This is a genomic window from Mesorhizobium sp. WSM4828 (assembly GCF_055811175.1).
In genome coordinates this window covers 1-21,704 of sequence record NZ_JBVVQK010000034.1, presented here as the reverse complement: position 1 = coordinate 21,704, position 21,704 = coordinate 1, and the positions used below count along the sequence as shown (strand labels likewise).

At 62.3% G+C, this 21,704-nt stretch carries 21 protein-coding genes; 9 read left to right on the top strand and 12 right to left on the bottom strand.

What is annotated here, in order from left to right:
• The first annotated feature begins 225 nt into the window (after positions 1-225).
• The 3 genes from AC0L2X_RS27730 to AC0L2X_RS27720 all read left to right on the top strand — a co-directional run bounded on the left by AC0L2X_RS27730 (position 226) and on the right by AC0L2X_RS27720 (position 4,213).
• Positions 226-1,995 carry a glucan ABC transporter ATP-binding protein/ permease gene (locus AC0L2X_RS27730; protein ID WP_352566279.1) on the top strand — a complete coding sequence of 590 codons (1,770 nt, stop codon included), beginning with the start codon at positions 226-228 and terminating at the stop codon, positions 1,993-1,995.
• 265 nt (positions 1,996-2,260) lie between these two features.
• On the top strand, positions 2,261-3,247 hold the full coding sequence (locus tag AC0L2X_RS27725; protein ID WP_473562315.1) for an IS5 family transposase: 987 nt from the start codon (positions 2,261-2,263) through the stop codon (positions 3,245-3,247).
• 210 nt (positions 3,248-3,457) lie between these two features.
• Positions 3,458-4,213 carry a heme ABC transporter permease gene (locus AC0L2X_RS27720; RefSeq protein WP_352566281.1) on the top strand — a complete coding sequence of 252 codons (756 nt, stop codon included), beginning with the start codon at positions 3,458-3,460 and terminating at the stop codon, positions 4,211-4,213.
• Between the two features lie 13 nt (positions 4,214-4,226).
• On the opposite strand, the gene AC0L2X_RS27715 is transcribed toward AC0L2X_RS27720, so the two are convergent.
• On the bottom strand, positions 4,227-5,285 hold the full coding sequence (locus tag AC0L2X_RS27715) for a D-TA family PLP-dependent enzyme (RefSeq protein ID WP_473556063.1): 1,059 nt from the start codon (positions 5,283-5,285) through the stop codon (positions 4,227-4,229).
• A 140-nt stretch (positions 5,286-5,425) separates the two neighbouring features.
• On the opposite strand from AC0L2X_RS27715, the gene AC0L2X_RS27710 reads away from it, so the two are divergent.
• Positions 5,426-6,112, top strand: coding sequence for a D-lyxose/D-mannose family sugar isomerase (locus AC0L2X_RS27710; RefSeq protein WP_473556062.1), 687 nt, complete (start codon positions 5,426-5,428; stop codon positions 6,110-6,112).
• Between the two features lie 268 nt (positions 6,113-6,380).
• Here AC0L2X_RS27710 and AC0L2X_RS27705 read toward each other — a convergent pair whose 3' ends face one another.
• The 6 genes from AC0L2X_RS27705 to AC0L2X_RS27680 are packed head-to-tail and all read right to left on the bottom strand — an operon-like array spanning position 6,381 to position 12,328.
• On the bottom strand, positions 6,381-7,247 hold the full coding sequence (locus AC0L2X_RS27705; RefSeq protein ID WP_352662951.1) for an RDD family protein: 867 nt from the start codon (positions 7,245-7,247) through the stop codon (positions 6,381-6,383).
• On the bottom strand, positions 7,234-8,265 hold the full coding sequence (locus AC0L2X_RS27700; RefSeq protein WP_473556060.1) for a stage II sporulation protein M: 1,032 nt from the start codon (positions 8,263-8,265) through the stop codon (positions 7,234-7,236). Before AC0L2X_RS27700 ends, AC0L2X_RS27705 begins: the two co-directional genes overlap by 14 nt.
• Positions 8,262-9,566, bottom strand: a complete 1,305-nt coding sequence (locus AC0L2X_RS27695) for a DUF58 domain-containing protein (RefSeq protein ID WP_473556058.1) — start codon at positions 9,564-9,566, stop codon at positions 8,262-8,264. The genes AC0L2X_RS27700 and AC0L2X_RS27695 overlap by 4 nt, the downstream gene beginning before the upstream one ends.
• The gene (locus AC0L2X_RS27690; protein ID WP_473556056.1) at positions 9,563-10,519 is read right to left on the bottom strand and encodes an AAA family ATPase; all 957 of its coding nucleotides are present in this window, start codon (positions 10,517-10,519) and stop codon (positions 9,563-9,565) included. The genes AC0L2X_RS27695 and AC0L2X_RS27690 overlap by 4 nt, the downstream gene beginning before the upstream one ends.
• A complete protein-coding gene (locus AC0L2X_RS27685) occupies positions 10,506-11,705 on the bottom strand; it encodes a DUF4350 domain-containing protein (protein ID WP_473556055.1) in 1,200 nt (399 codons plus the stop codon). The genes AC0L2X_RS27690 and AC0L2X_RS27685 overlap by 14 nt, the downstream gene beginning before the upstream one ends.
• Positions 11,702-12,328 (bottom strand): DUF4129 domain-containing protein, encoded by a 627-nt coding sequence (locus AC0L2X_RS27680; RefSeq protein ID WP_473556053.1) that lies wholly within the window; start codon positions 12,326-12,328, stop codon positions 11,702-11,704. Before AC0L2X_RS27680 ends, AC0L2X_RS27685 begins: the two co-directional genes overlap by 4 nt.
• 149 nt (positions 12,329-12,477) lie before the next feature.
• On the opposite strand from AC0L2X_RS27680, the gene AC0L2X_RS27675 reads away from it, so the two are divergent.
• Complete coding sequence (locus AC0L2X_RS27675) at positions 12,478-13,242, top strand: hypothetical protein (RefSeq protein WP_473556089.1); 765 nt, start codon at positions 12,478-12,480, stop codon at positions 13,240-13,242.
• 64 nt (positions 13,243-13,306) lie between these two features.
• Here AC0L2X_RS27675 and AC0L2X_RS27670 read toward each other — a convergent pair whose 3' ends face one another.
• The 4 genes from AC0L2X_RS27670 to AC0L2X_RS27655 all read right to left on the bottom strand — a co-directional run bounded on the left by AC0L2X_RS27670 (position 13,307) and on the right by AC0L2X_RS27655 (position 16,882).
• On the bottom strand, positions 13,307-14,086 hold the full coding sequence (locus AC0L2X_RS27670) for an N-formylglutamate amidohydrolase (RefSeq protein ID WP_473556050.1): 780 nt from the start codon (positions 14,084-14,086) through the stop codon (positions 13,307-13,309).
• Complete coding sequence (locus AC0L2X_RS27665; RefSeq protein WP_473556049.1) at positions 14,086-15,405, bottom strand: type I glutamate--ammonia ligase; 1,320 nt, start codon at positions 15,403-15,405, stop codon at positions 14,086-14,088. Before AC0L2X_RS27665 ends, AC0L2X_RS27670 begins: the two co-directional genes overlap by 1 nt.
• Positions 15,402-16,049 carry a cysteine hydrolase family protein gene (locus tag AC0L2X_RS27660; RefSeq protein WP_473556047.1) on the bottom strand — a complete coding sequence of 216 codons (648 nt, stop codon included), beginning with the start codon at positions 16,047-16,049 and terminating at the stop codon, positions 15,402-15,404. Before AC0L2X_RS27660 ends, AC0L2X_RS27665 begins: the two co-directional genes overlap by 4 nt.
• Before the next feature lie 203 nt (positions 16,050-16,252).
• Positions 16,253-16,882, bottom strand: a complete 630-nt coding sequence (locus tag AC0L2X_RS27655; protein ID WP_473600714.1) for a hypothetical protein — start codon at positions 16,880-16,882, stop codon at positions 16,253-16,255.
• Between the two features lie 622 nt (positions 16,883-17,504).
• Here AC0L2X_RS27655 and AC0L2X_RS27650 point away from each other — a divergent pair.
• Complete coding sequence (locus AC0L2X_RS27650) at positions 17,505-18,146, top strand: peroxiredoxin-like family protein (protein WP_473600717.1); 642 nt, start codon at positions 17,505-17,507, stop codon at positions 18,144-18,146.
• 252 nt (positions 18,147-18,398) lie between these two features.
• Here the strand turns inward: AC0L2X_RS27650 and AC0L2X_RS27645 are convergent, their stop codons facing one another.
• Entirely contained in the window at positions 18,399-18,863 is a 465-nt protein-coding gene (locus AC0L2X_RS27645; RefSeq protein WP_473556045.1) for a cysteine hydrolase family protein, read from the bottom strand.
• A 161-nt stretch (positions 18,864-19,024) separates the two neighbouring features.
• On the opposite strand from AC0L2X_RS27645, the gene AC0L2X_RS27640 reads away from it, so the two are divergent.
• From AC0L2X_RS27640 to AC0L2X_RS27630, 3 genes are all read left to right on the top strand, one after another.
• Positions 19,025-19,747, top strand: coding sequence for a LuxR family transcriptional regulator (locus tag AC0L2X_RS27640; protein WP_473556044.1), 723 nt, complete (start codon positions 19,025-19,027; stop codon positions 19,745-19,747).
• A gap of 83 nt (positions 19,748-19,830) precedes the next feature.
• Positions 19,831-20,475 carry an acyl-homoserine-lactone synthase gene (locus tag AC0L2X_RS27635; protein WP_473556041.1) on the top strand — a complete coding sequence of 215 codons (645 nt, stop codon included), beginning with the start codon at positions 19,831-19,833 and terminating at the stop codon, positions 20,473-20,475.
• Positions 20,476-20,578: 103 nt separating this feature from the next.
• Complete coding sequence (locus tag AC0L2X_RS27630) at positions 20,579-21,631, top strand: hypothetical protein (RefSeq protein WP_473600713.1); 1,053 nt, start codon at positions 20,579-20,581, stop codon at positions 21,629-21,631.
• Positions 21,632-21,704: the final 73 nt, after the last annotated feature.

Here is a 21,704-nt window from a genome sequence, read left to right as displayed (position 1 = left end):
TAAAATTGTGGCAGTGCTTTCCAGCTGCCATGATTTTGCCGCAACGCTGACATTTCACCTTTTATCTCAAACTGTTAGACGATCACGGCAAATTTCGAAGCGTCGTCATCTTTTGTTCGCGGAATGGGAACGGAAGAGGTAGACGAGCATTGTTTTGCGACGCGTCAACCGATACGAGTCAAAAAATGACGCACTGCACCATAAATAATTGGCGGAGTAGCTGAAGTGTCACTTCTGCAAATCTACTGGCGAGCCCTTGGTTATCTCGCTGCCGACAGGAAACGCGTTGCGTTTATCTGCGGGGCGAATGTCGCGCTTGCCATTATCGCCATTCTCGAGCCGATCATGTTCGGCCGGGTGATCGATGCCATTTCGGACCGCGGCTCGGTATTCGCGACACTCGCAATGTGGGCCGGCCTCGGCGCGTTCAACATCATCGCCTTCGTGCTGGTGGCGCGCGGCGCCGACCGCTTTGCCCACCAGCGGCGCAGCGAGGTTCTTTGCCAGTCGTTCGAGCGCGTGATCACCATGCCGCTTGCCTGGCATCATCAGCGCGGCACCTCCAATTCCCTGCACACGCTCCTGCGCGCGGTCGAGACCCTGTTCAGCCTCTGGCTGGAATTCATGCGGCAGCATCTGTCGACCGCGGTGGCGCTGGTTCTGCTGGTGCCCACCGCGCTCAGCATGGATATCCGCATGTCGATGGTGCTGCTGGCGCTTGGCGCGCTCTATGTCGGCATCGGGCGGCTGGTGATGCGGCGCACCAAGGAAGGCCAGGCGGCCGTTGAGCGGCATTACCACAAGGTGTTTGCGCATGTGACCGACTCGGTCAGCAACGTCGCCGTGCTGCAAAGCTACAACCGCATCGGCCATGAGACCGAGGCGCTGAAGCGTTACGTCAAGAACCTGCTCGACGCACAGAATCCCGTGCTCGACTGGTGGGCGATGGCCAACGCGCTGCACCGCCTGTCGTCGACGATTTCGATGATGGTGGTGCTCTTGATTGGCGCCTATCTGGTGACGCACGGCCAGTTGCGCATCGGCGACGTCATCGCCTTTACCGGCTTTGCCACGCTGCTGATTGCCCGGCTCGACCAGATGTCGGCTTTCGCCAACCAGATTTCCGAGGCACGCGCCAAGCTCGAGGAATTCTACCATCTCGAGGACTCCGCTTCCGATGCCGCCGAGCCCGATGGGCTGCGCGAGCTCGTCAACGTCACGGGTCATGTGCGTTTCGAGAATGTCTGCTTCGAGTTCGGCAACTCCGGGCAGGGCGTCGACGACGCGTCGTTCGAGGTCCAGGCCGGCCAGACCGTCGCCATCGTCGGCCCGACGGGCGCCGGCAAGACGACGCTCATCAACCTTCTGCAGCGCGTCTTCACCCCGTCCAGCGGCCGTATCCTGATCGACGGCATCGACACCCGCACGGTGACCCGCAAGTCGCTGCGCCATTCGATCGCCACCGTCTTCCAGGATGCCGGCCTGCTCAACCGCTCGATCGAGGACAACATCCGCGTCGGCCGTGCGGAGGCGACCTATGACGAGGTCCATGCTGCGGCCAATGCCGCCGCCGCCCAGGATTTCATCCTGTCGAAATGCGAGGGCTATGACACGGTCGTCGGCGAGCGCGGCGGACAGCTGTCCGGTGGCGAGCGCCAGCGCATCGCGATCGCCCGCGCCGTGCTGAAGGACGCGCCCATCCTGGTTCTCGACGAGGCGACCAGCGCGCTCGACGTCGAGACGGAAGACCGCGTCAAGGACGCCATCGACGAGTTGCGGCGCGGCCGCACCACCTTCATCATCGCCCACCGCCTGACCACCGTTCGCGATGCCGATCTGGTCGTGTTCATGGACAAGGGGCGGGTGGTCGAGATGGGCGGGTTCACCGAACTGTCGCTGCGCAACGGCCGCTTCGCCAGCCTGCTGCGCGCCGGCGGCCTGCTCAACGACGAGGAGGTCCGCCGCCTCAGCCGTCCGGTGAACGAAGCCGCCTGAGCAACGCGGCTTGCCTTCTCCCCTCGTGGGAGAAGGTGGCCTCGCGAAGCGAGGTCGGATGAGGGGTGCTCCAACTTGGCGCAAATCTTCATCCAAAATCCGGATTTCGGCGCACGGCAGATAGGATCATTGGCGCCTCACTCCGTCCAGCACCCCTCAACCGTCTCGGCGCTGCGCGCCGATCCACCTTCTCCCGCAAGGGGAGGCCTTTGCACAGAATCTGATTGGTGATTCTGTAGTGTTGGTCGCTACGGGAGATTCGCGGATGGTTGATCGTGTGCTTGGTCAATTGAGCTTGGCGGACGGCCTGGCCTCGTCGGACGAGACAATCTTCGATCTTGTTGCGAAGGAGATCGACTGGGGTCCGATCGAGGCGCTTCTGGGCGCACGCAGCGGAGCCGGGCCGGGCACGGCCAGCTATCCGGCGCCAGTGCTGATGCGCTGCCTTTTGTTGGGCGTATGGCATGGGCTGAGCGATCCGGCGCTTGAGGCGCAGATCCGCGACCGGCTGTCGTTCCGCCGCTTTGCCGGCTTCAGCCTTTCGGATCGCACGCCCGACCATTCGACGCTGTGGCGCTTCCGCGAGGAGCTGACGCGCGAGCGGCTGATCGACAAGGTGTTCGAGGAGATCAACCGCCAGCTTGAGGACAAGGGCCTGATCGTCAAGCGCGGCACGCTGGTCGATGCCTCATTCCTGCAAGCTCGCGGCCGCCCGCCGAAACAGCCCAAGAAGGGCCATCAGGGCCCGGTCAAGCCATCGGTGGACAAGGATGCGCGCTGGGGCAAGAAGGGCAAGAAGAGCACCTTCGGCTACAAGATGCACATCGGCGTCGACCAGGATCATACGCTGATCCGGCGCGTCGAGGTGAGCGAAGCCTCGGTCACCGATACCGAGCCGGCCGACGCACTGATCAGCGGCGATGAAAAGGCGGTCTATGGCGATCAGGCTTATTATACCCACGCCAGACATGCCCGGCTGGTCGAGGCAGGCATCAAGGACCGCCTGATGCGGCGGCCCAACAAACATCATCCCGAGTTGCCGCCGCGCCAGAAGCGGCGCAACCAGCTGATCGCCAAGGTGCGAGCGGCGGTCGAGCGGCCCTTCGCCGTGTTCAAGGAGAGCTACGCCATGCGGCGCCTGCGCTTCTTCAACCTCGCCGCCAACCGCACGCAGTGCATGCTGGCCGCCTGCGCCTACAACCTGCGCCGCATGGTCGGTGCCCTCCATCCGCCAGGCGAGAAGCCGGCATAAGCAGGAGTCCGTCCATAATCGGCCGGATCAGCCGATTATCCTGAAAAATTGCCTCGCTGAACGCCCAGGCAGCGCTCTCGGCGCTCAAAAAAGCATATATCTCTCAAATCGCATATCTATGCGCCTTCTCTGCAAAGGCCTCAAGGGGGGAGAAGGGAAGGCGCGCCGCTGTGGTTGCCGCAACTCCGCCGGCGGTCTATGTAAAGCCGCATGAGCGACACGACTTCACGCCTCTCCGGCTGGATGGACCTTGCCAACCCAACGCGGTTCGTCGGGCTGGCCGACAAGGTCGTGCCGTGGTTGGCGAGCGTCGCCGCCATCGTCCTCGCTGTCGGTCTCTATATGAGCTTCACGGCGCCTGAGGACTTCCAGCAGGGCATCACCGTGCGCATCATGTATATCCACGTGCCTTTCGCCTGGCTTGCCATGATGTGCTACACGTTGATGGCGGTCTCCGCGCTTGGCACGCTGGTCTGGCGCCATCCGCTGGCCGACGTGGCGCTGAAATCGGCGGCACCGATCGGTGCCGTCTTCACCGCCCTTGCGCTGATCACCGGTTCGATCTGGGGTAAGCCGATGTGGGGCACCTGGTGGGTGTGGGACGCCCGGCTGACCTCGGTCTTCATCCTGTTCCTGATGTATCTCGGCATTATCGCCCTGACCCGCGCGCTCGACGATGCCGGGCGTGCCGCCTGGGCCGCCGCCATCATCACCCTGGTCGGCTTCATCAACATTCCGATCATCAAATTTTCGGTCGACTGGTGGAACACGCTGCATCAGCCGGCTTCGGTGTTCCGTCTCGGCGGCCCGACCATCGACCCGAGCCTGTTGTGGCCTCTTCTGGTCATGGCAGTCGGCTTCACAGTCCTGTTCTTTGCGCTGCACCTGATGGCAATGCGGACCGAGATCCGGCGCCGCCGCGTCATTTCGATGCGCCGGGTTGCCGCGAGACAAGCCGAGCGTTAGCCAACCGACAGGATCAAGCCATCCGCCCGCGCGCCTTGACCGGCAGCGTCTCGATCACCTTGTCGCCTTCGATCAGATGTACCTCGTCGAACAGATTGGTGACGACGCAGCAATGGTCGGGCACGACGCGCACGCGCTCGCCGATGCCAAGCTCGGCGCCACCCGAAAGCGTGACGTTGCCGTGCTCTTCGCTGAGGCTGGTCACCCTTGCGCCTGAAATGCCCAGCAGCTCGCCGAAATCGGCGAGTCCCAGCGTGTCGCTGGACAGGGCCTTGCTGCCGGCGTCGAGGATGGCGCGCGTCGGCGTTGGACGGCTGACCACAGTCGACAGCACGGTCAGCGCGCAATCGTCGAGTCTGCCGACGCCTTTGGCGACCTGGTAGCGGTCGAGATAAATGTAGGTGCCGGGGCGGTATTCAGTGACGACGGAATGCTCACCCGAGCGCCACATATCGGGCGTGCCGCCGCTGGAGATGCGCTCGCAGGCAAGGCCGGCTGCGGCAAGTGCTTGCTGCGCATCGGCGAGCCACGCCTCGGTCTCGGCGGCGCGGCCCGCCCCCGGGTAGGTCATCAAGCCGCCGAAGACGAGCCCCCGGACCTTGCCGATCTCGCTCGCCAGCGCGACTGCTTCGCCGGCCGACTGCACACCGCAGCGGCCCATGCCGGTGTCGCATTCGACCAGCACCGGCAGGCGGTGGCCGGGATCGGTAAAGGTGGCGGCAAGTCCCATCAGCGTGTCCATGCTGTCGGTCGTCACCGACAGGGTTACGCGGCCGTGCAGCGCCTTGAGGCGCTCCAGCTTGGCCCGCCCGAGGATATTGTAGGGCAGAAAGATGTCGGTCAGTCCGGCATCGGCCATGATCTCGGCCTCGCCGATCTTCTGGCAGGTAATGCCGATGGCGCCGGCCGCGACTTGCTTCTTCGCCCAGTAGGGTAGCTTGTGGGTCTTCATGTGTGGCCGGAGCTTCAGCCCGTGCCGGTCGGCATGGGCCTGCGCCCGCGCGATATTGGCTTCGGCGCGGCCGGCGTCGATCAGGATCGCCGGCGTATCGAGGTCGTCTATGCTGCGCATGGAATGTCACCTTTGGGAATTTGTCGGGACTTATGGCCCTGATCGTCGCCGATGTCATGAGGCCAGAATGCGGTTTACGTCGACACCGGATCGGTGTTCGGTTATGCGCTGTAGGCGCCGCCTGAAGAAGGAACCACGACATGAAACGCTCCGCCATCAACGACATCATCCGCGACGCCGACGCCTTCATCCGTTCGTTCGGCTACATCATGCCGCCCTTCGCCTACTGGACCCCGGAAGAGATGAAGGCGCACCGGCAGGATTCGGCGGCCATCTTCTCCTCCCGGCTCGGCTGGGACATCACCGATTACGGCCAGGAGAAATTCGACGAGCTCGGCCTGTTCCTGTTCACCGTTCGCAACGGCCGCTACGAGGACATGAAGAAGGGCATGGGCATGCTCTATGCCGAGAAGATCATGATCTCGCGCAAGGATCAGCTGTCGCCGATGCACCGCCACAACATCAAGGCCGAAGACATCATCAACCGAGGCGGCGGCAAACTGGTGCTGGAGCTGTTCATGCACGATCGCGATGGCGGCATCGATCCGAAGGCCGAAGTAACCGTGCCTGTCGACGGAACCATTCACAGGCTGCCTGCGGGTGGGTTCTTAAAGCTCGACCCGGGCCAGAGCGTCACGTTGCTGCCGGGTGTCTGGCACGCCTTCTGGGCCGAAGGCAAGGACGTGCTGATCGGCGAGGTCTCGACAGTCAACGACGATCTCACCGACAACGTTTTCCGCGAGCCGATCGGCCGCTTCGCGGACATCGACGAGGACACAGCACCGCTGCACCTGTTGGTGTCCGATTATGAGAAGTGGGTGGGGTAGGGCACGGGGTATTTGAACCGGCCTCATGAGAGGGGCTCATCAGGTTCGTCGGCGTCGCCCCTCATTGCCCTGCCGGGCATTTCTCCCCGTATAGTGACGGGGAGAAAGGCGCTATCGCAAACGGTTTCGCTAATTGGCAGCGTTGCGGAATAGCCGCTCGCGCCGCGGCATCTCCCCTTCTCCCCGTCACTATACGGGGAGAAGGTGCCGGCAGGCGGATGAGGGGCAGCACCGACGCTTCTCGCTAGGTGGGCCTGTTCGGCAACTGCTACCGCGCGTGCTTGTCAGCCCTGCGGTTGCCCAGCAGGAGCTTGCGTTCGAGATGTGCCCGCAACTCCCCATAATACGCCGTCAGGAACGCGCGTGCGTCATGGGCTTGTGGTGCCGCGCCGATCTTGCGTCCGATTGTTTCGGCCACCGTCCGCAGTGCGAAATAGTCGTCGCGGCGCAGCACTTCCTCGAGCTTGTGGAGTTCGGCAATCCCGTAGGCGTCGAGCTGGGCGTGGCTGAACCGGAAGGCGCCGGCCGCCGGATCCTGCCGGGCCGACAAATCTTCCAGCAACGCGCGCTTCGGTGCCTCGACCACCCAGGTTCCCGCCAACAGGTCGCCGATCCGCATGCGGTCTCGATTGAACAGCGGGAACAAGGCAAACAGCAGCGTCCACACCAGTCCGAACACCGTCGTCAGCGTGTCGGCAAGGTCAGTCCCGCTGCGTCCGGCGATGATCGAGAGCGGCAAGAACACCTCGATTTCGCGCATCAGGTTGCGGGCGATGACCTGGTCGATCGACAGGCCGTCGCCGCTGCGGGACGCGACCCGGATGCCGACGATCCGCTTGCCGGGCGTAGCCGCGCGCCGGCCCGCTTCGAAGACGATGAAGTAGGCGTTGCGCAGAAAGAAGATCAGGATGATCCAAACGACGAAGAGCGGCTGAAATCCCTCGCTGCCAAGGCCTCCCACCCCGAACAGCGCGACGATCGTGATCACGATTGCAGCCACGGCGATGAACACGATGTCGAGTAGGAAGGCGGAGGCCCGCGTGCCGGCGTCGGCGAGCCTAATCCGGAGATCGACGCCTTCGGGCGTGATCAGCGGCCGTATAGCCGCGAAGGCGGCGCGTTTAACGATCGCCATGCCGCACCGCCCGGAACAGATAGAAGTAACCGATCCACAGCACCAGCATGCCACCGCCAATGGCGTAGCGCGTGACGTCGCTGGTGATGGTCTGCCTGCCAATGCCCTCGAGCAGCCCGGCAAACAGCAGCATGATCGAGACCCCGACCATGGCGTTCGCGGCGATGCGTCCGGCGCGAGCCGCTGCCGCCATGCGTGTCAATTCGCCGGGAAAGGCGATGCTGGTGCCGATGCGCATACCGGCCGCGCCGGCCAAAGAGATTGCGAACAATTCGGTGGTGCCGTGGATGGCCAGCCACCCGCCAAGCTCCATGCCAAGCCCTTTGGACCAATAGACTTGGAACAACGCCCCGATCATGCAGCCGTTGAACAGCATCAGCAGTACCGTCGGCACCGCGAAGGCGAAGCCAAGGGCGAAGGCCAGGATTGCGACCTGGACGTTGTGCGTGAACAGATAGGCGGCAAAGCCTGAGAGAAAGCCATTGTCGCCATCATAAAGCATGCCGCGCAGCAGTTCGGCCGAGGTGTCGGGGCCGCGGCCTCCTGCCAGGCCGGGCGGGATGATCGCGTCGAACCAGCTCTTGTCGGATGCCACCAGCCAGGCGCCTGCACCAATGCCGATCACCATCAGCGCGACCGACGTCAATGTCTCGCGCCACAGGTCGCGAATGGCTTCGGGCCAGTCGTGCAGGAAGAAATCGGCGAGGCGCTGGCGCAGCCCGCGGCGTGCGCCATAGAGATAGAAATAACCGCGCAACGACAGCGCCTCGAGATAGCCGACCAGCGCATTATCGAGCGATGTCGCCCGCGCCACCGAAAGAGAAGACAGCGCCGATCGATAGAGCAGCGGCAGCGACAGCAGCTCCTCTTCGGAAAGCGTCCGCGGCGCACGCTTCTCGACACGCGCCAGCAGTGCCTCGAATGCCTTCCAGTCGGTCTCGCGCTCGCGGCGGAAGCTGGCCAGAGACTGGCGTACCGCATCGCCGCGTACCGCATTGCCGGGTACTGGCGCCGTCACAGCAAATCCTCCTGCTTGAACTGCAGATAACGCTCGACCAGCGCAGGACCCAGCCGGTTGTGGTCGGCTTCGATCACATGGGCGCCGAGCAGGCGCAACCGGCCGATGACGACCTGCCTTTCGCGCAAGAGCCCTCCGGCGACAACCGCGCGGGCAACGTCCTCGCCGGAGCGTGGCGGCATGTCGGCCAGGCCCTCCAGTTCGGTGTCCTTCATCATCATGAACAGCACGAGATGCCGTTCGGTGAGCCGGCCCACGGTGCGCAGCATCAATTCCGCGCTGATCGGATCGACGAAATCGGTGAAGATGATGACCAGCGAGCGGCGGTCAAGCCTCGCCGCCAGCGTCGTCAACGCCAGGGTGAAGTTGGTCTCTTCGCTGGAATAGTCGATCTCGGCGGCCCGTTTCTGGATCATCGCAAAGCTGGCGGGGCCGCGTACCGCCCCGCTTGAAACGCGCGGCCTTGCATCGAAGCCGAACAGGCTGACCATGTCGCCGCCCTTCAGCGCGATGAATGCCGACAGCAAGGCGGCCGTCACCGCCCGGTCCACCTTCGGCACACCGTCGACCGGCTCGCACATCAGGCGTCCGCTATCGATGGCCAGCACGATGTTGTTGTTCTCCTCGACGCGGAACTCGCGCGCCAAAAGCTTGCCGTGGCGGGCGCTGCGCTTCCAGTCGATCATGCGCCGGCCCATGCCCGGCTGGTAATCCTTGAGTGCGTCGAACTCGCGGCCTTGACCGGCGCGGCGCTGCGCATGGCCTTCGGCAAGCGCCGCATGTTGCAGCAGGGTGATCGCCTCGCCGCGGGCGCTGCTGACGTCGGGCAGCACCGCAACCTTGCTTTCCACCGGCAGCACCACCTGGTTCCAGACCAGCCCGAACGGCCCGCGCCAGCGCACCCAGAGACGGTCGAAGCTGGCGACGCCGCGCCGCAGCGCCTGGAAGCGGAGGTCGAGCGAACCTCCGGCGGTTGGAAGCAAGGCGCCGCCGCTGCCGCTCACCGGCACCAGACGCGCATCGTACCCGACGCGAGCCTCCGCTGCGCGCGGTCCCGAGTGACGGGCGGCGATTTGCACGCCGAACTCGCCGCCGACACCGACCTGCTGCGGCGCATCGATGCTGGCATTCAGCGATGCCCGCCCGCGTCCGGCCGCGGCATCCACCGCCAGGAAGGCAAGCAGCAGGCAGCTCCACAGCAATCCCAGATACCAGAACGACGGCAGTGCCAGCGCGACCAGGAAGGCCGGCACGGCGCCGGCCGCCGCTGCCCATACCGCTCGGCCGCTGGGATAGATCAACGTGGTGCTTCCGTCTGGTCGACCAGGTCGGAGACGATCTGCTCGACCAGACGGCCATCGATCTGGGCGGCAGGCGAAAGGATGACGCGATGACGCAGCGCCGGCACTGCCAGCGCCTTGACGTCGTCGGGGATCACGTAGGCGCGTCCGTCCAGTGCCGCCCTGGCACGCGCCGCCCGCGCCAGCATGGCGCCCGCGCGGGGGCTGGCTCCGACTTCCAAATCGGCATTTTCGCGCGTAGCCCGAACCAGCGCCGCTATGTAGCCGACGACATCGTCGACGAGGGTGACGGAGCCGACGATTTCAAGGGCCTCCTGCAGCGTCTCGCGGTTAGTCTGTGCCTTGATGCCATATTGCGCGATGTCGTGCGAGGCGGAGCCGCCGCCGTGATGGACGATGATGGCCCGTTCTTCCTCGGGGCCGGGATAGCTGACGCGGTGCTTGAACAGGAAGCGGTCGAGCTGCGCCTCGGGCAGTGGGTAGACGCCCTGGTGCTCGATCGGATTCTGGGTCGCGACGACCATGAAATTGCGACCGAGCGAATGCGTGGTGCCGTCGAACGTGACCGCATGCTCCTGCATCGCCTCGAGCAGTGCGGCTTGCGTCTTGGGCGGCGTGCGGTTGATTTCGTCGGCAAGCAGGAGATCGCAGAAGATCGGACCGCGCGTCAGCGTGAACTGCCCCGTCTGGAAGTTGTAGATGTTCGACCCGACGATATCGCCGGGCATCAGGTCCGGCGTGAACTGGATCCGCCCGTAGGCGATCCCAAGCGCCTGGGCGAAGCAGCGTGCGGTCATGGTCTTGGCCGTGCCGGGCGGACCTTCGAGCAGGATATGCCCGCCCGCAAACAAGGCGGTCAGCATCAGGTCGACCGTATCGTGCTGCCCGGTAATCGCCTTGGCCACTTCTTCCCTGATCCGTGTCGCCAGGGCCTTCACATCATCGACGTTCACCGAGCCTCCTTGCCGTCCAGTCGTGCAGCCGTTCTGCTGCCTGTTGCATCTGCGTCAGGTTCTTCGCCTCGCCGGCGGCTTGCGAACGCGTCGTGAAGCCGCCGGCTTGCTCCTTATCGCGAGAGTCGAGCCAGTGGTCGAGCGCTTTGCCTTGCAACCCATGCGGTGCCCCGAGCAGCGCGCCGGCGCGCACCCGCATCAAGGCCGCATAGCGGCCTCCCAGTTCGTCCAGCCGGCCGGCCCGCCGCATGAGCATCGCCGTCGTATCGACCAGCGCACGCTTGCCGAAGGCGATCGCACGCTGGTCGGCGCGCGGCGGGCCGAACCGGCCAAGGCCATGCAGGAACGCCAGCGCCGCGGCGATCAGGATCGTCAGTGTCAGCGCCAGGAACGGCGGCTCGACCAGAAGCTTGGCCAGATCATACTTTCGCCCCGCGCCATGCAGCGTCAGGTCGAACATCACCGGCCCGTCGTCCGGCTGGAGCAAGGCGATCAGCCCGAGCGCGGCTGCTGCCTTGTCGGGATCCTTGAGGGCGGCGTTGTTGATCAGGTCGGGGTCGGTCAGGATATAGAACGGCTTGTCGTCTAGTTCGGTAAGCACAGCCTTGTCATTGCCGGCTGCGATGAGAGGGTACTTGTCGGCCACCCACTGCAATTCTTCGGGTGCGGCAACCATGTTGCCTTCGATGTCCAGTTGCTTTGCCGTGCTCTGGCCGGCACCGATCTTTGCATCGGCTATCCGCCCAAGCCATTCGTTCACCACCGACCCGGGCAATCGCCCGAATTTCATGTTCCAGCCTTCATGCCCCTGGAGCGGCAGGATCTGCCATTTGGGCAGCACGAAGAGCGTGTTCTGGTCCTGGCGAAGTTTCAGGATGTGGTCGAGCGCCTCCGGATCGCTGTCGGGCGAGATGGTGACGATCAGCAGCATGTCGGTGCCGAGATCGTCCTCGGTCCGCGCCATCAAGGGCGCTTCGCCGGTGAGCCGCAGCCATTCCGCCAGACCGGCGTAGCCGACGCCGCTTTTCGACAGCGGCGTGGCGCCGCCATTGCCGGGTTGCCGGAAATCGGGGGCGTAGGTGGACAGCAGGAAGAAACCGGCTGCCGCAAGCAGGCTGGCGAAAATCCCCCAAAACAGTGTCTTTCGATTGAACGGCTCCTGTGCCTCGACCGCCGGTGCACTCACGTCCAGGCATCCCGGAAGGCGAACCGTTCATAGGCGCCGCGTGCTTGCCGCCAGCCATCAGCGCCGACCGGCCGGCGCGCGAACAGCGCCGCCTCGACAATGCGGGCGATCTCGGTAAACGCATGGCGTGCCCTTCCTGGCAGGGAAGGGGCATTGGCGATGTCGCGCGCGGTGAGCGACGGGCGCAGGAAGTCCGGCAGCCGGCCGGCGATATCGGCGACGCTGCGCCGAAGCAAAAGGTGAACCGCCTCGTCATAGTCGCCGCGTGCGGCCAGCGCATCCGCTTGCGACAGCAGGATCTGCGCGGCGCCGGCGTCTGGGCGCCAGGTTTCTTCGTCTTCGACTTCGGGCCGAGCGCGCTGCCACGGCAGCCGCCAGGCGATGCCTTTCACCTCGAGGAAGACCAAAAGCAGGATGATTGCGACGCCCGATATCACCGCCCCCCAGAACAGATAGATCATGTAGGGGCCGAGCCACGACAAAAAATCCTGCAGCGGCTTCAGCCACTCGGGCGGCTTCGGCGGTACATAGGCCGGCAGGTCGAACTGGATCGACTCGTCGGCGATCAGCTGCTTGTGCAGATTGGTCAGCCGTTCGGCTTCCGCTGTGCCTGGCTGTGCCACCGCCACCCGCTCCCCTGCAACCTGTGGTTCCCAGCCGACACTGACAATGCAGCGGAACAATTGCAAGTGGGCTGGACGGCGACCGCCAATCTTGGCAGATTTACCAGGGGGCCGCCAGCCATGTGGCGGTGAGGCAGGGGGAAAGCATCATGACATCAGTGACACTGGAACGGCCGAACAAATTTCGCATCGGCAGGGTTTTCAACGACAGCTTCGCTGTCATCAGCCGCAATCCAGTGCTTTGCCTTGGATTGGCCATGCTGTTCTCAGGCTTGCCTACGCTCCTTTACCAGCTTTGGATTTGGAAATGGGCGACCAACGTCGAGGCTGGCGTTCCGGAGTTCTCAGCCCAACGAATCACTGCCACGATCGTTGGCGTGTTGGTTTCCATGACACTGTCGGCAATCCTGCAGGCGGCGCTGGTGCGTGCCGCGATCGAGGATCTGAACGGCAAGCGACCATTGATTGGCGATTGCCTCAAGACGGCAATCTCCCTCCTGCTGCCGGTAATAGGCATCGCGCTGCTGGTGAGCCTCGGCGCCGCCGCCGGCGCGATGCTTCTGCTCGTTCCCGGCATCATATTGTGGCTTCGTTGGTCTGTCGCTGTGCCTGTTTTGGTTCAGGAAAGACTGGGGGTCTTCGGCAGCATGAAGCGCAGCCGGGAACTTACCAAAGGAAGCCGCTGGGCTCTGTTCGGATTCTGGATTGTCCTGTTCATAGCTGTGGTGCTGATCCAGGCCGTGCTCAGCCGTGCGATCATGGTCTTTGGCCTAACCACCGGCATATTTCTTGGCGCCCTGGTGACAGCGATCGTATCCATTGTGACGTCGATTGCCCCGGCAGTCAGCTATGTCGAGCTGCGCCAGGTCAAGGAAGGCACCAGCGTCGAAGACTTGGCGGAAATCTTCTCCTGAGGACGGGTGGAGGCTTTTCATCGACGGCTCGGCTCTCGCGTTGCGCTCGACCAGCCGAGCTTGGTCACAACGCCTTTGTCTGCTGCGCCGGCAACGCAGCGGCCAGCCGCTTCGCCCATTCCTCGATGCCGGAGCGGCCCGCCAGCAGGTCCTGCCTGATCTCGATGAGGACCGCGGGAATGCCGCGATCGTCGCCATGGACGGGTATGGCGTAGTCGCCGTCGCGGCTGATCACGTAAGGCTCGTTTGCCGCGGCGTTGAGCGCACTATCGGCGCGCAGGCCGGCGAGCACTGCCTGGCCGAACTCGATTGCCCGATCGTAAAGCACGCCGGCGTGCCAGGGCCGCGCAATGCCGAGAAAGACCGGCGTGAAGGAGTGGATCGTCGCGATCCGCGTCGGTCTGCCCTGCTTCGCCCGGTCGTGGAGGTGGGCGGCGACGCGGTCATGAAACGGCGCGAACATGATTTCGGCACGCCGGCTTCGCTCCTCCAGATCGAGGCCGACATTGCCGGGGATGCCGGTGTCCTCCGACAGCGCCGGAATGCTGCCGCTGGAACCAAGCGGCCGGTTGAGATCGATCAAAAGCCGCGAATAGGAGCTGAGGAAGGCTGTAGCATCGAGCAGCTTCGACAGAGCGCGAGTCACTTCGGCGGCGCCGATGTCCCAGGCGATATGGCGCTGCAAATGGCTGCTGTCGAGACCGAGCCGCGCATACTCGGCCGGGATGTGATTGGACGCGTGCTCGCATATCAGAACGATATCGGAACGCCCCGTTTCGTTGATCGCTTCGACCGCTGGTGGCCAACCTTCAGGTTGGATGGCGTTGGCAACCGGCTCAGCCATCAGTACAGCGTCCGGTAGAGGTCGCAGACAGCCACTGGATCAAGCCCGGCGAGGCGCTCGGTCTCATGCCGCTTGAGGCCGACAAAAGTCTCGACGAACACCGGCGCGAACCATCCGGTCACGGTATTGTCGGCGACCAGCGCGTCGAGTGCCGCAGGCAGCGTTTCCGGCAGCCGCACGAGCCCTAGCTTCTTGCGCTCGGCAACGCTCATCTGCGTCGGGTCGCCAGCGACCAGCGGCGGCGCCGGCAGCTTGGCCTTCAGCCCCTCCAGCCCGGCGCGCACGATTGCCGCCAGCGACAAATAGGGATTGCCGGTGGCGTCCGCCGCCCGGTATTCGATGTTGTACTGCCGCGCCGGATCGCGCCCGCCGATTGTCACCATCGGGCAGATGCGCAGGCTCGCCTCGCGGTCGCGGTCGGCAAGCCAGGTGTAGGACGAGCTCCAGCTATGCGGCTTCAGCCGGTAGTAGGACGACACGCTCGCCGCCGTCATGGCGGTGATGCCGGGCAGGTGGCGCAGCACGCCGGCACAGAACGAAGCGGCCCGACTGGAAAGGCCGCCCGGCTGGGCCGGGTCGTAGGTCACCGGCTTGCCGGCCTCGTCGACGAAACTGAAATGGATGTGGACGCCGTTGCCGACGGCATCGGGAGCGATCTTGGGCGCGAAGCTCGCCCGCCACCCGGCAGTCCGCGCGACTTCGCGTGTGATCTCGCGGATGGCGACTGCGCGATCGGCCGCGGCAAGCGCATCGGCTGGCTCGCATGTCACCTCGAATTGGTCGGTGCCGAATTCGGCGATCACCACTTCGGGCGCGACACCGGCTTCCGCCAGCGCCGCCATCAGGTTGGCGGCAAACGGGTCGGTGCGGCGCAGTGCTGCCAACGACATCGAATGAGCCGGGCCAAAGTCGCCCTCGATGTGGAATTCATGCTCGAAGGCGGCGATGACGGAAAGTCCGGTCGCCGCCTTCAACTGCGCCAGCGCATCGCTCAGCATGGTCCGGGTGCAGCCGACCCACGGGCTGCCGTCGAGTTCGACGATGTTGCCGGCGACCATATCGAAAGTCGTCGCCGATCCGGTCAGCGCCGTGCGAAACCGCGCGTTGAGATCGGGAACGAGCCGCACATCGCCTGACGAGCCCCAGGGATTGGGATCGACGATCGAGTTGAACGGCGTCAGCGACAGATTGGCCTGCAGCCAGCCGACACCGGTCGCGGCGATCGTCTGCAGCCTGCTTTCGACGACGGAGCGGCCGCGCGTGATCGCCGAAAGGTCGGTGGTGACGACGGCAACGAGCGGTTCGACGGTCGATGTCATGCAGTTTTTCCCAAGGCTTCGAAACGGGCAGTAACGATGGCGGTGTCGGCGACCCAGCAATAGCCGCCGAAGGCCTTGAGCGCGTCGTCATGGCGTTCCTGCGAGGCGGCGGCGCAGGCGTCCGATACGCAAGTGACTAGGTAGCCGCGATCGGCGGCATCGCGCACCGCCATGTCGACGCACTGGTCGGTCATGATGCCGGCGACGATCAGATAACGCACGCCGAGGTTCTTCAGGACATAGTCGATGTTGGTCGAGTTGAAGACGCCCGACGATGTCTTCGGCAGCATGATCTCGTCGCCGACCGGAGCCAGCGACGGCACCGGCAGGCCCTCCGGCCGGCTCGGCGCGATGTGGATCGGCGTCAGCTTGTGGTCGAGCGAGCGGTCGCGGCCGTCTTCGGTCAGGCTCTGGATGATGGTGTGGATCACCTCGACGCCGTTGGCCCGCGCCGCCGCCAGCAGGCGCTGCTGGTTGGGAATCGTCTGCGACGCCGTCTGCCGGTAGAAATAATGCTCGGGACCGCGCTCCGGATGCGCCGGATCGGCGCCGGGCTCCAGCCAGACGCGCTGCATGTCGACCAAGAGCAGTGCGGTTTCACCAGCCCGGAACGGCTCGTTTCGTTTCGGCAGTGGTGGAGTCATGCTCGGGTCCTGTGTTGCTCAAAGTCGTCCGGCCATCTTGCTGCGTCGGTTCCCACAGTGTGACCTGTTCAGCATAAAGCGCGACAGTCGTAAACGCTGTTAGGGCGTGTTCGAGGCCTGGACGCAGGCGCTGCTGCTGAACTTTGTGTCGGGCGTCCGATTGGAGTAACTTGGGAGATCCAGACGAACGGATACATTTTGCGTCAAACGCCGTTACGAACCCGTTCCGAATTGGTCAGGGCTTCGCCGAGGCGACCTACTGCTTGTTTCAGTGCCTTTTCCGCGGACTCCGTTAGCGATTTTGCGCCGCCCTCGCAGAGAACACCGGCATCGCCTTGTGCATTCCCCTGACCCTCCACGGTTGAACCGAGCAATCGACCGTTTCGACCATCAACAATTATCGAAGCAACAAGGTCGACATCAGTTTCTATGCCGGCAGACCAAAAAACCGGTACGACCCGCAGTCGAGCGTTTAACTCTTCGCCTTTGACCACGATCATGCCACGGCTCTTGCGCTCCGCGAGGCCAGCGGCATCGACTGGTTGATCGACGATCTCAAGTTCTGCGACCAGAGTTTCCAGCGTCTTGCGGACAGATCCAGAGAAACCGCTTCGCATATCGATCGGGTAGCTGTGAGCAGCGCAATTTAGATCCGAAGGCTTGATCGATCTATTTAGCACGGTCGAGTCTATAAACAGCAGATATTTTCCAGGAAGCTTTTCGCCGTAGCTCGAATAAACGTTGTAAGCGGCCATTGGCATCGGCTCGGCTTTATATTGGCATCCGGCAAGCGCAAACGCGGCCGCAAGAACGGCCAGCTTTCTGTATTTCATCCCCAGCCCTCCCAAAGGCAGAGGGACCATCGCGTAAGATCAGTGCAGACGCAAGTATCGATAAGGTCTTAGGAAAAATTTGAGGAGGCATCGACTTTCTGGCTCGCGGGTGCCTCCCCGGTCGTGAACGTCAGCACGAAAGCTACCCTATAGTTCTACATGCGAACGGCGGCCATGCGCCTCATGTCGGCCGTTGAGGTGATCTTCGCTGTTGCCCGATGGCGGACGTTGCCGGCGACCATCTTGGACATCGTTGTTGCGCCATTTCCAGACATTCCCGACGGTTTTCAGGAGCGGACCTTCGCCTATCGTCCGGAACCGACCCGTTGACGACGTTGGGCGTTGCGGACTTGAACCGCCAAATCGAGGTCGGGAATCTGACCTTCAGCGCAAGGGCATTCGGGGGTGCGCTCGCGTGAGGTCATTCACCACATTTGGCGGCGACCCGCAGATGCTTTTTCGTGTTATAATGGGCTTGCAACGTGCGTAATCTCGACCTCGGCAATATGGCAGAGGTCGAAAGCTATTGCCTTGGCACAGGAAGCTTTCGCCCCCGCACTTGATCGCCTCCGAAACGTGGGTGTGCTGCTTTCCCTGAGTGACCGGGGCGAGGAGGTTGTCCATGTCCACGAGTAGTGTTGACCGCCCGCTGCAGCCGGGCGACCGGGCACCGAATGTTGTGCTCAATGCGATCTCACGCGAAGGCAAGATCGCGCTTGATGATTTTCGAGGCCGTAGCCCGTTGTTGATCGGTTTGTTCCGAGGCCTGCACTGTCCGTTCTGCCGGCGCCATATCGCGGCGATGGCGCAACTCAAGCCGGCCCTGCGTGATAAAGGCGTCGAATGCCTGGCGGTGGTCAATACGCCGGTCGAGCGGGCGCGGCTCTATTTCCGTTACCACCCGGCACCCGATCTTCTCGCCGCATCCGACCCGGAGCGCGCCTCGCACCGTGCTTTCGGCTTGCGCGAGGTCGGGATGGACACGGTCATGGCGATACCGTTCCATCTTCCGGGCGAGTTGCCCGAGCCTATGGACGTCATGGCAATGAATGAATTTCTTAACAAGAAGGAAGGATATGAGATTACGGAAGCCGACCAGCAGGCGATGGCTTCCAGCCAGGCGCAGCTTGTCGGTCAGTTCCTAATCGACCGGGCGGGCATCGTACGCTGGAACTTCACTGAAGTTCTGGAGGATGGCCTCAACACCTTCAGAGCGCTGAATCCCGAGGAATTGATGTCGGCAGCTTCCCAAGTTGCACATTAATAGCTTCGGAAATGGGCTGCTGAAAACTCGCTCGACGGCCACCGTCCTGTGGTGATTCTTTGGATTTAACAATCATCGAAATGCTCAGCACGGGAGGCTAAGGTCTGCCCGTGGGCTTCGTAGCGGACCGCCCCGACGCTAGAGTGAGCAAGCCGCATAGGCGCGGCGATGTCCGCTCCATGAACAGGCTATCCTGCGGTGTCAGACGCGGTACAAGCGACTCGAAGACCGCCTTCGTATCGACAATGCTTTCTATGATCGCATGTCGACGCACTGGTTGGTCATGATGCCGGCGACGATCAGGTAACGCACGCCGAGGTTTTTCAGGACATAGTCGATGTTGGTCGAGTTGAAGACGCCCGACGATGTCTTCGGCAGCATGATCTCGTCGCCGACCGGCGCCAGCGACGGCACCGGCAGGCCCTCCGGCCGGCTCGCCGCGATATGGATCGGCGTCAGCTTGTGGTCGAGCGAACGATCGCGCCCAGCTTCGGTCAGGCTCTGGATGATGGTGTGGATCACCTCGACGCCGTTGGCCTGCGCCGCCGCCAGCAGGCGCTCCTGGTTGGGGATCGTTTGCGACGCCGTCCGCCGGTAGAAATAGTGGTCACGCTCCCGATGCGCCGGATCGGCGCCGGGCTCCAGCCAGACGCGCTGCATGTCGACCAAGAGCAACGCGGTCTCGCCGGCCCGGAACGACTCGTTTCGTTTCGGCAATGCGGCGTCATGCTTGGGGTCCTGTGTTGCTGATCGCAACCCGGCTGATTTAGCTGATTTTGGTCCACACGTCCTGCGTGGCGGACACACTTATTGGGAGTATTCGAAGTTGCTAATTTGAGTTAAACTTTGTTTTCGGGCGTGGAGACGGGGTCTCTGTGATGATCGATTCAGACGTGTTCGACTTTGTCGAACGCTGCAGGAAACACACAGCCACCGGGCCGCTGCTGAGCGACCTTCTCGATACCGTGAGGAATCTCGGCTTCGAGCACCTTATACTGAGCGGTGTGCCGCTCAGTGGCCAGAAACTTGCACCGATGGTTGAACTGAATGGCTGGCCGGCCGGCTGGTTCGAACGCTATGTCGAAGCCGAGCATGCCGCGGTTGATGGTGTTTGCATTTACTCGGCAAAGACCCTGAAGCCGTTCCTTTGGTCCGAAGTACCGGCAAAGTGGTCGGATACGGAAGGTTCACGACGCGTCGCCGGCGAGGCGACGGAATTCGGCATCTGTAGCGGCTTCGCTGTGCCGATGCTCAGCATTCACCATTGGCAATCCGTGCTGTCGTTTGCCTCTTCCGCGAAGTCTTGCACCCTCTCGCCTCGCCATCAAGTGCAACTGGTGACGATGGCGGTTTATGCCGGCATGTCGATCCAGGCGTTGGCGAATGACAATGATGAGGATGAAGGCGTGCTGACCGACCGCGAGAAAGAGGTGCTGCTCTGGGCCGCGGCCGGCAAGACTTCGTCGGAAACATCCCAGATCCTTGGTCTGACCGAGCGCACCGTCAAATGGCACTCCACACGAGCCAGGGAAGCGTTTGGCGTCGCCACGACCACTCAGGCGGTCGTCGAGGCAGTGCGCCGGCGCCTGATCCACCCCTAAACGCGTCAACTGTCCCATCGGACAGGTGACGTATATTAGCGCGACTGCGAGTATCCCGTTGAGAACGATCGGGGGATCGCGCCATGATAACGGCCCACGTAGTCAACGCGCATAACAAGCATCTCTACGAAAACGAATTCGACGAATTTCTGCGCCGACGGCACGATTTCTTCGTGCATCAAAAACGCTGGCGCCCTCCGAGCCCGGATGGTCGCGAGCTGGATCAATTCGATACAGACGCGGCGACATACCTGCTGGGCATTGAAGACGATCGCGTAGTGACCTCGGCTCGATTGATCCCAACGAGCGAGCCGCACATGGTCTCGGAGGTTTTTTCTCACATGTGCGAAAAATCGGGCGTCCCAAGACGTCCCGATTGGGCCGAATGGACCCGCACATTCGTCGTTCCCGATAAACGCTCGACCGGGTTGCGGGGCACGCTCACCCAACTGTGCTGCGCGGTGATGGAATACGCTCTCGACGAGGGACTCAGCGCCGTCGGCGGCGTCCAGGAGACGTACTTCATGCCGCACCACGGGGCGCTGAAATGGCGCGCCGAGCCGATGGGTATGGCCAGGGAAGAAAACGGCGAATGGTACATCGTCGCCTATATCGAGGTGAACGAGGCGGCACTGGCGAGTGTGCGGAAGATACTTGGGATTGGGCATTCGTTGCTGGTGAGGCGGGGGGCGCAGAGGCGGTTTTTGGACGCTATGCTTCCTGCTTGAGGATCGGCGTTCAGCAGATTGTACACCTAGTGGTCAAAGTCTGACGCTCGGTGCCGGAGCCGTAAAATGTGGCCAGAAACTTAAATAGAGACAGGGAGCGATTATGAAACTCGCAGTTATATGCTCAATTTTTGTTCTAGGCGTACCAGTTGCGCATGCTCAAGAAAACCCCTGCGCCTTCTATTTTCAGCAAGATATACGAAACAAACTTGTTGTAATTGATAACAAAACTGGAAGCCAGATTTCCACTTCGAGCCTATGCAGTAATCAAAGTGACGTATCATCCACTGGTATCAGCGTCCAGTACGCTGGTGTGGGAGTTGGATTTGATCAAGCGAGCGCCGTGGCTAAGGCAATGTGCGACAATAAATTTTCAGAGTCAGATTTATCCTCCACAAACAACGTATATCAATCTGTAGTTGACCCGACGATTATACAAGCTTCGCTAGAATGCTTTAGGTTAAATTCTAAAGGGCTACATTACTCTATCCACACGGATGTAGATACGCGCTCTGTAGCCATATCAATGACATACGACGGCCCATCAGGGATAAATATAAGCGAGATGTTCTTAAATGGTAATATAAAATGTCAAGGTGAACTATACGATGCGCTTACGGCGGCAAAAGATGGTACAATTGTACTTGATACAAGATCGCGCGCGTTAATTTGTTCGTCTAAAGACGCCGCCGACCTTAATTCCTCTCGTGATGTTGCTGCTGGAAGCTTGACGATATCGACTACTGCGGGGCCGATTTATGCCCAAATTCCTCGACGTTTTTCTCCTACGCTTGAGCAGCAGTTCGCCGATATCAAATCCGTAGTCTCGTCGATTGGTGCTGCCGAACAAGATGCTAAATCCAAGCTTTCGAACTATGTTATCGCATCAGCAGTTATCAGAGCTAGTGTAGTTCAGTGGATCAGTGAAGGCGCAACTTACGACCCAAGTACCGGAAAACTATCATTCCCCAACCCTGGCGGCCTGAAAGTCATGCCTTTGTTGTCGTACATTACGCCTAACGCAAAGTATGCAACGGAGACGTGCTTTATCAATGCGGTCGGAACAGACCAAGTTATGTTGGGACAGGGCGCCCAGGATACTAGTGACAGAGGCCATTTGCCTCGTGATTGCACGATTGCAATCATTGCAAGGTAAGCGCTAAGCCGACCCCATCTGGCGCGGCTTGAGGTGATGAGCGAGAGATAGTGACACTGAAGAAGGCGAGGAG

What these genes read in the sequence shown, in the direction of transcription:
- AC0L2X_RS27725 (WP_473562315.1), top strand. Translation starts at nt 2,261, where the DNA reads ATGGTTGATCGTGTGCTTGGTCAATTGAGCTTGGCGGACGGCCTGGCC.
- AC0L2X_RS27720 (WP_352566281.1), top strand. Translation starts at nt 3,458, where the DNA reads ATGAGCGACACGACTTCACGCCTCTCCGGCTGGATGGACCTTGCCAAC.
- AC0L2X_RS27715 (WP_473556063.1), bottom strand. Translation starts at nt 5,285, where the DNA reads ATGCGCAGCATAGACGACCTCGATACGCCGGCGATCCTGATCGACGCC.
- AC0L2X_RS27710 (WP_473556062.1), top strand. Translation starts at nt 5,426, where the DNA reads ATGAAACGCTCCGCCATCAACGACATCATCCGCGACGCCGACGCCTTC.
- AC0L2X_RS27705 (WP_352662951.1), bottom strand. Translation starts at nt 7,247, where the DNA reads ATGGCGATCGTTAAACGCGCCGCCTTCGCGGCTATACGGCCGCTGATC.
- AC0L2X_RS27675 (WP_473556089.1), top strand. Translation starts at nt 12,478, where the DNA reads ATGACATCAGTGACACTGGAACGGCCGAACAAATTTCGCATCGGCAGG.
- AC0L2X_RS27670 (WP_473556050.1), bottom strand. Translation starts at nt 14,086, where the DNA reads ATGGCTGAGCCGGTTGCCAACGCCATCCAACCTGAAGGTTGGCCACCA.
- AC0L2X_RS27665 (WP_473556049.1), bottom strand. Translation starts at nt 15,405, where the DNA reads ATGACATCGACCGTCGAACCGCTCGTTGCCGTCGTCACCACCGACCTT.
- AC0L2X_RS27660 (WP_473556047.1), bottom strand. Translation starts at nt 16,049, where the DNA reads ATGACTCCACCACTGCCGAAACGAAACGAGCCGTTCCGGGCTGGTGAA.
- AC0L2X_RS27655 (WP_473600714.1), bottom strand. Translation starts at nt 16,882, where the DNA reads ATGAAATACAGAAAGCTGGCCGTTCTTGCGGCCGCGTTTGCGCTTGCC.
- AC0L2X_RS27650 (WP_473600717.1), top strand. Translation starts at nt 17,505, where the DNA reads ATGTCCACGAGTAGTGTTGACCGCCCGCTGCAGCCGGGCGACCGGGCA.
- AC0L2X_RS27640 (WP_473556044.1), top strand. Translation starts at nt 19,025, where the DNA reads ATGATCGATTCAGACGTGTTCGACTTTGTCGAACGCTGCAGGAAACAC.
- AC0L2X_RS27635 (WP_473556041.1), top strand. Translation starts at nt 19,831, where the DNA reads ATGATAACGGCCCACGTAGTCAACGCGCATAACAAGCATCTCTACGAA.
- AC0L2X_RS27630 (WP_473600713.1), top strand. Translation starts at nt 20,579, where the DNA reads ATGAAACTCGCAGTTATATGCTCAATTTTTGTTCTAGGCGTACCAGTT.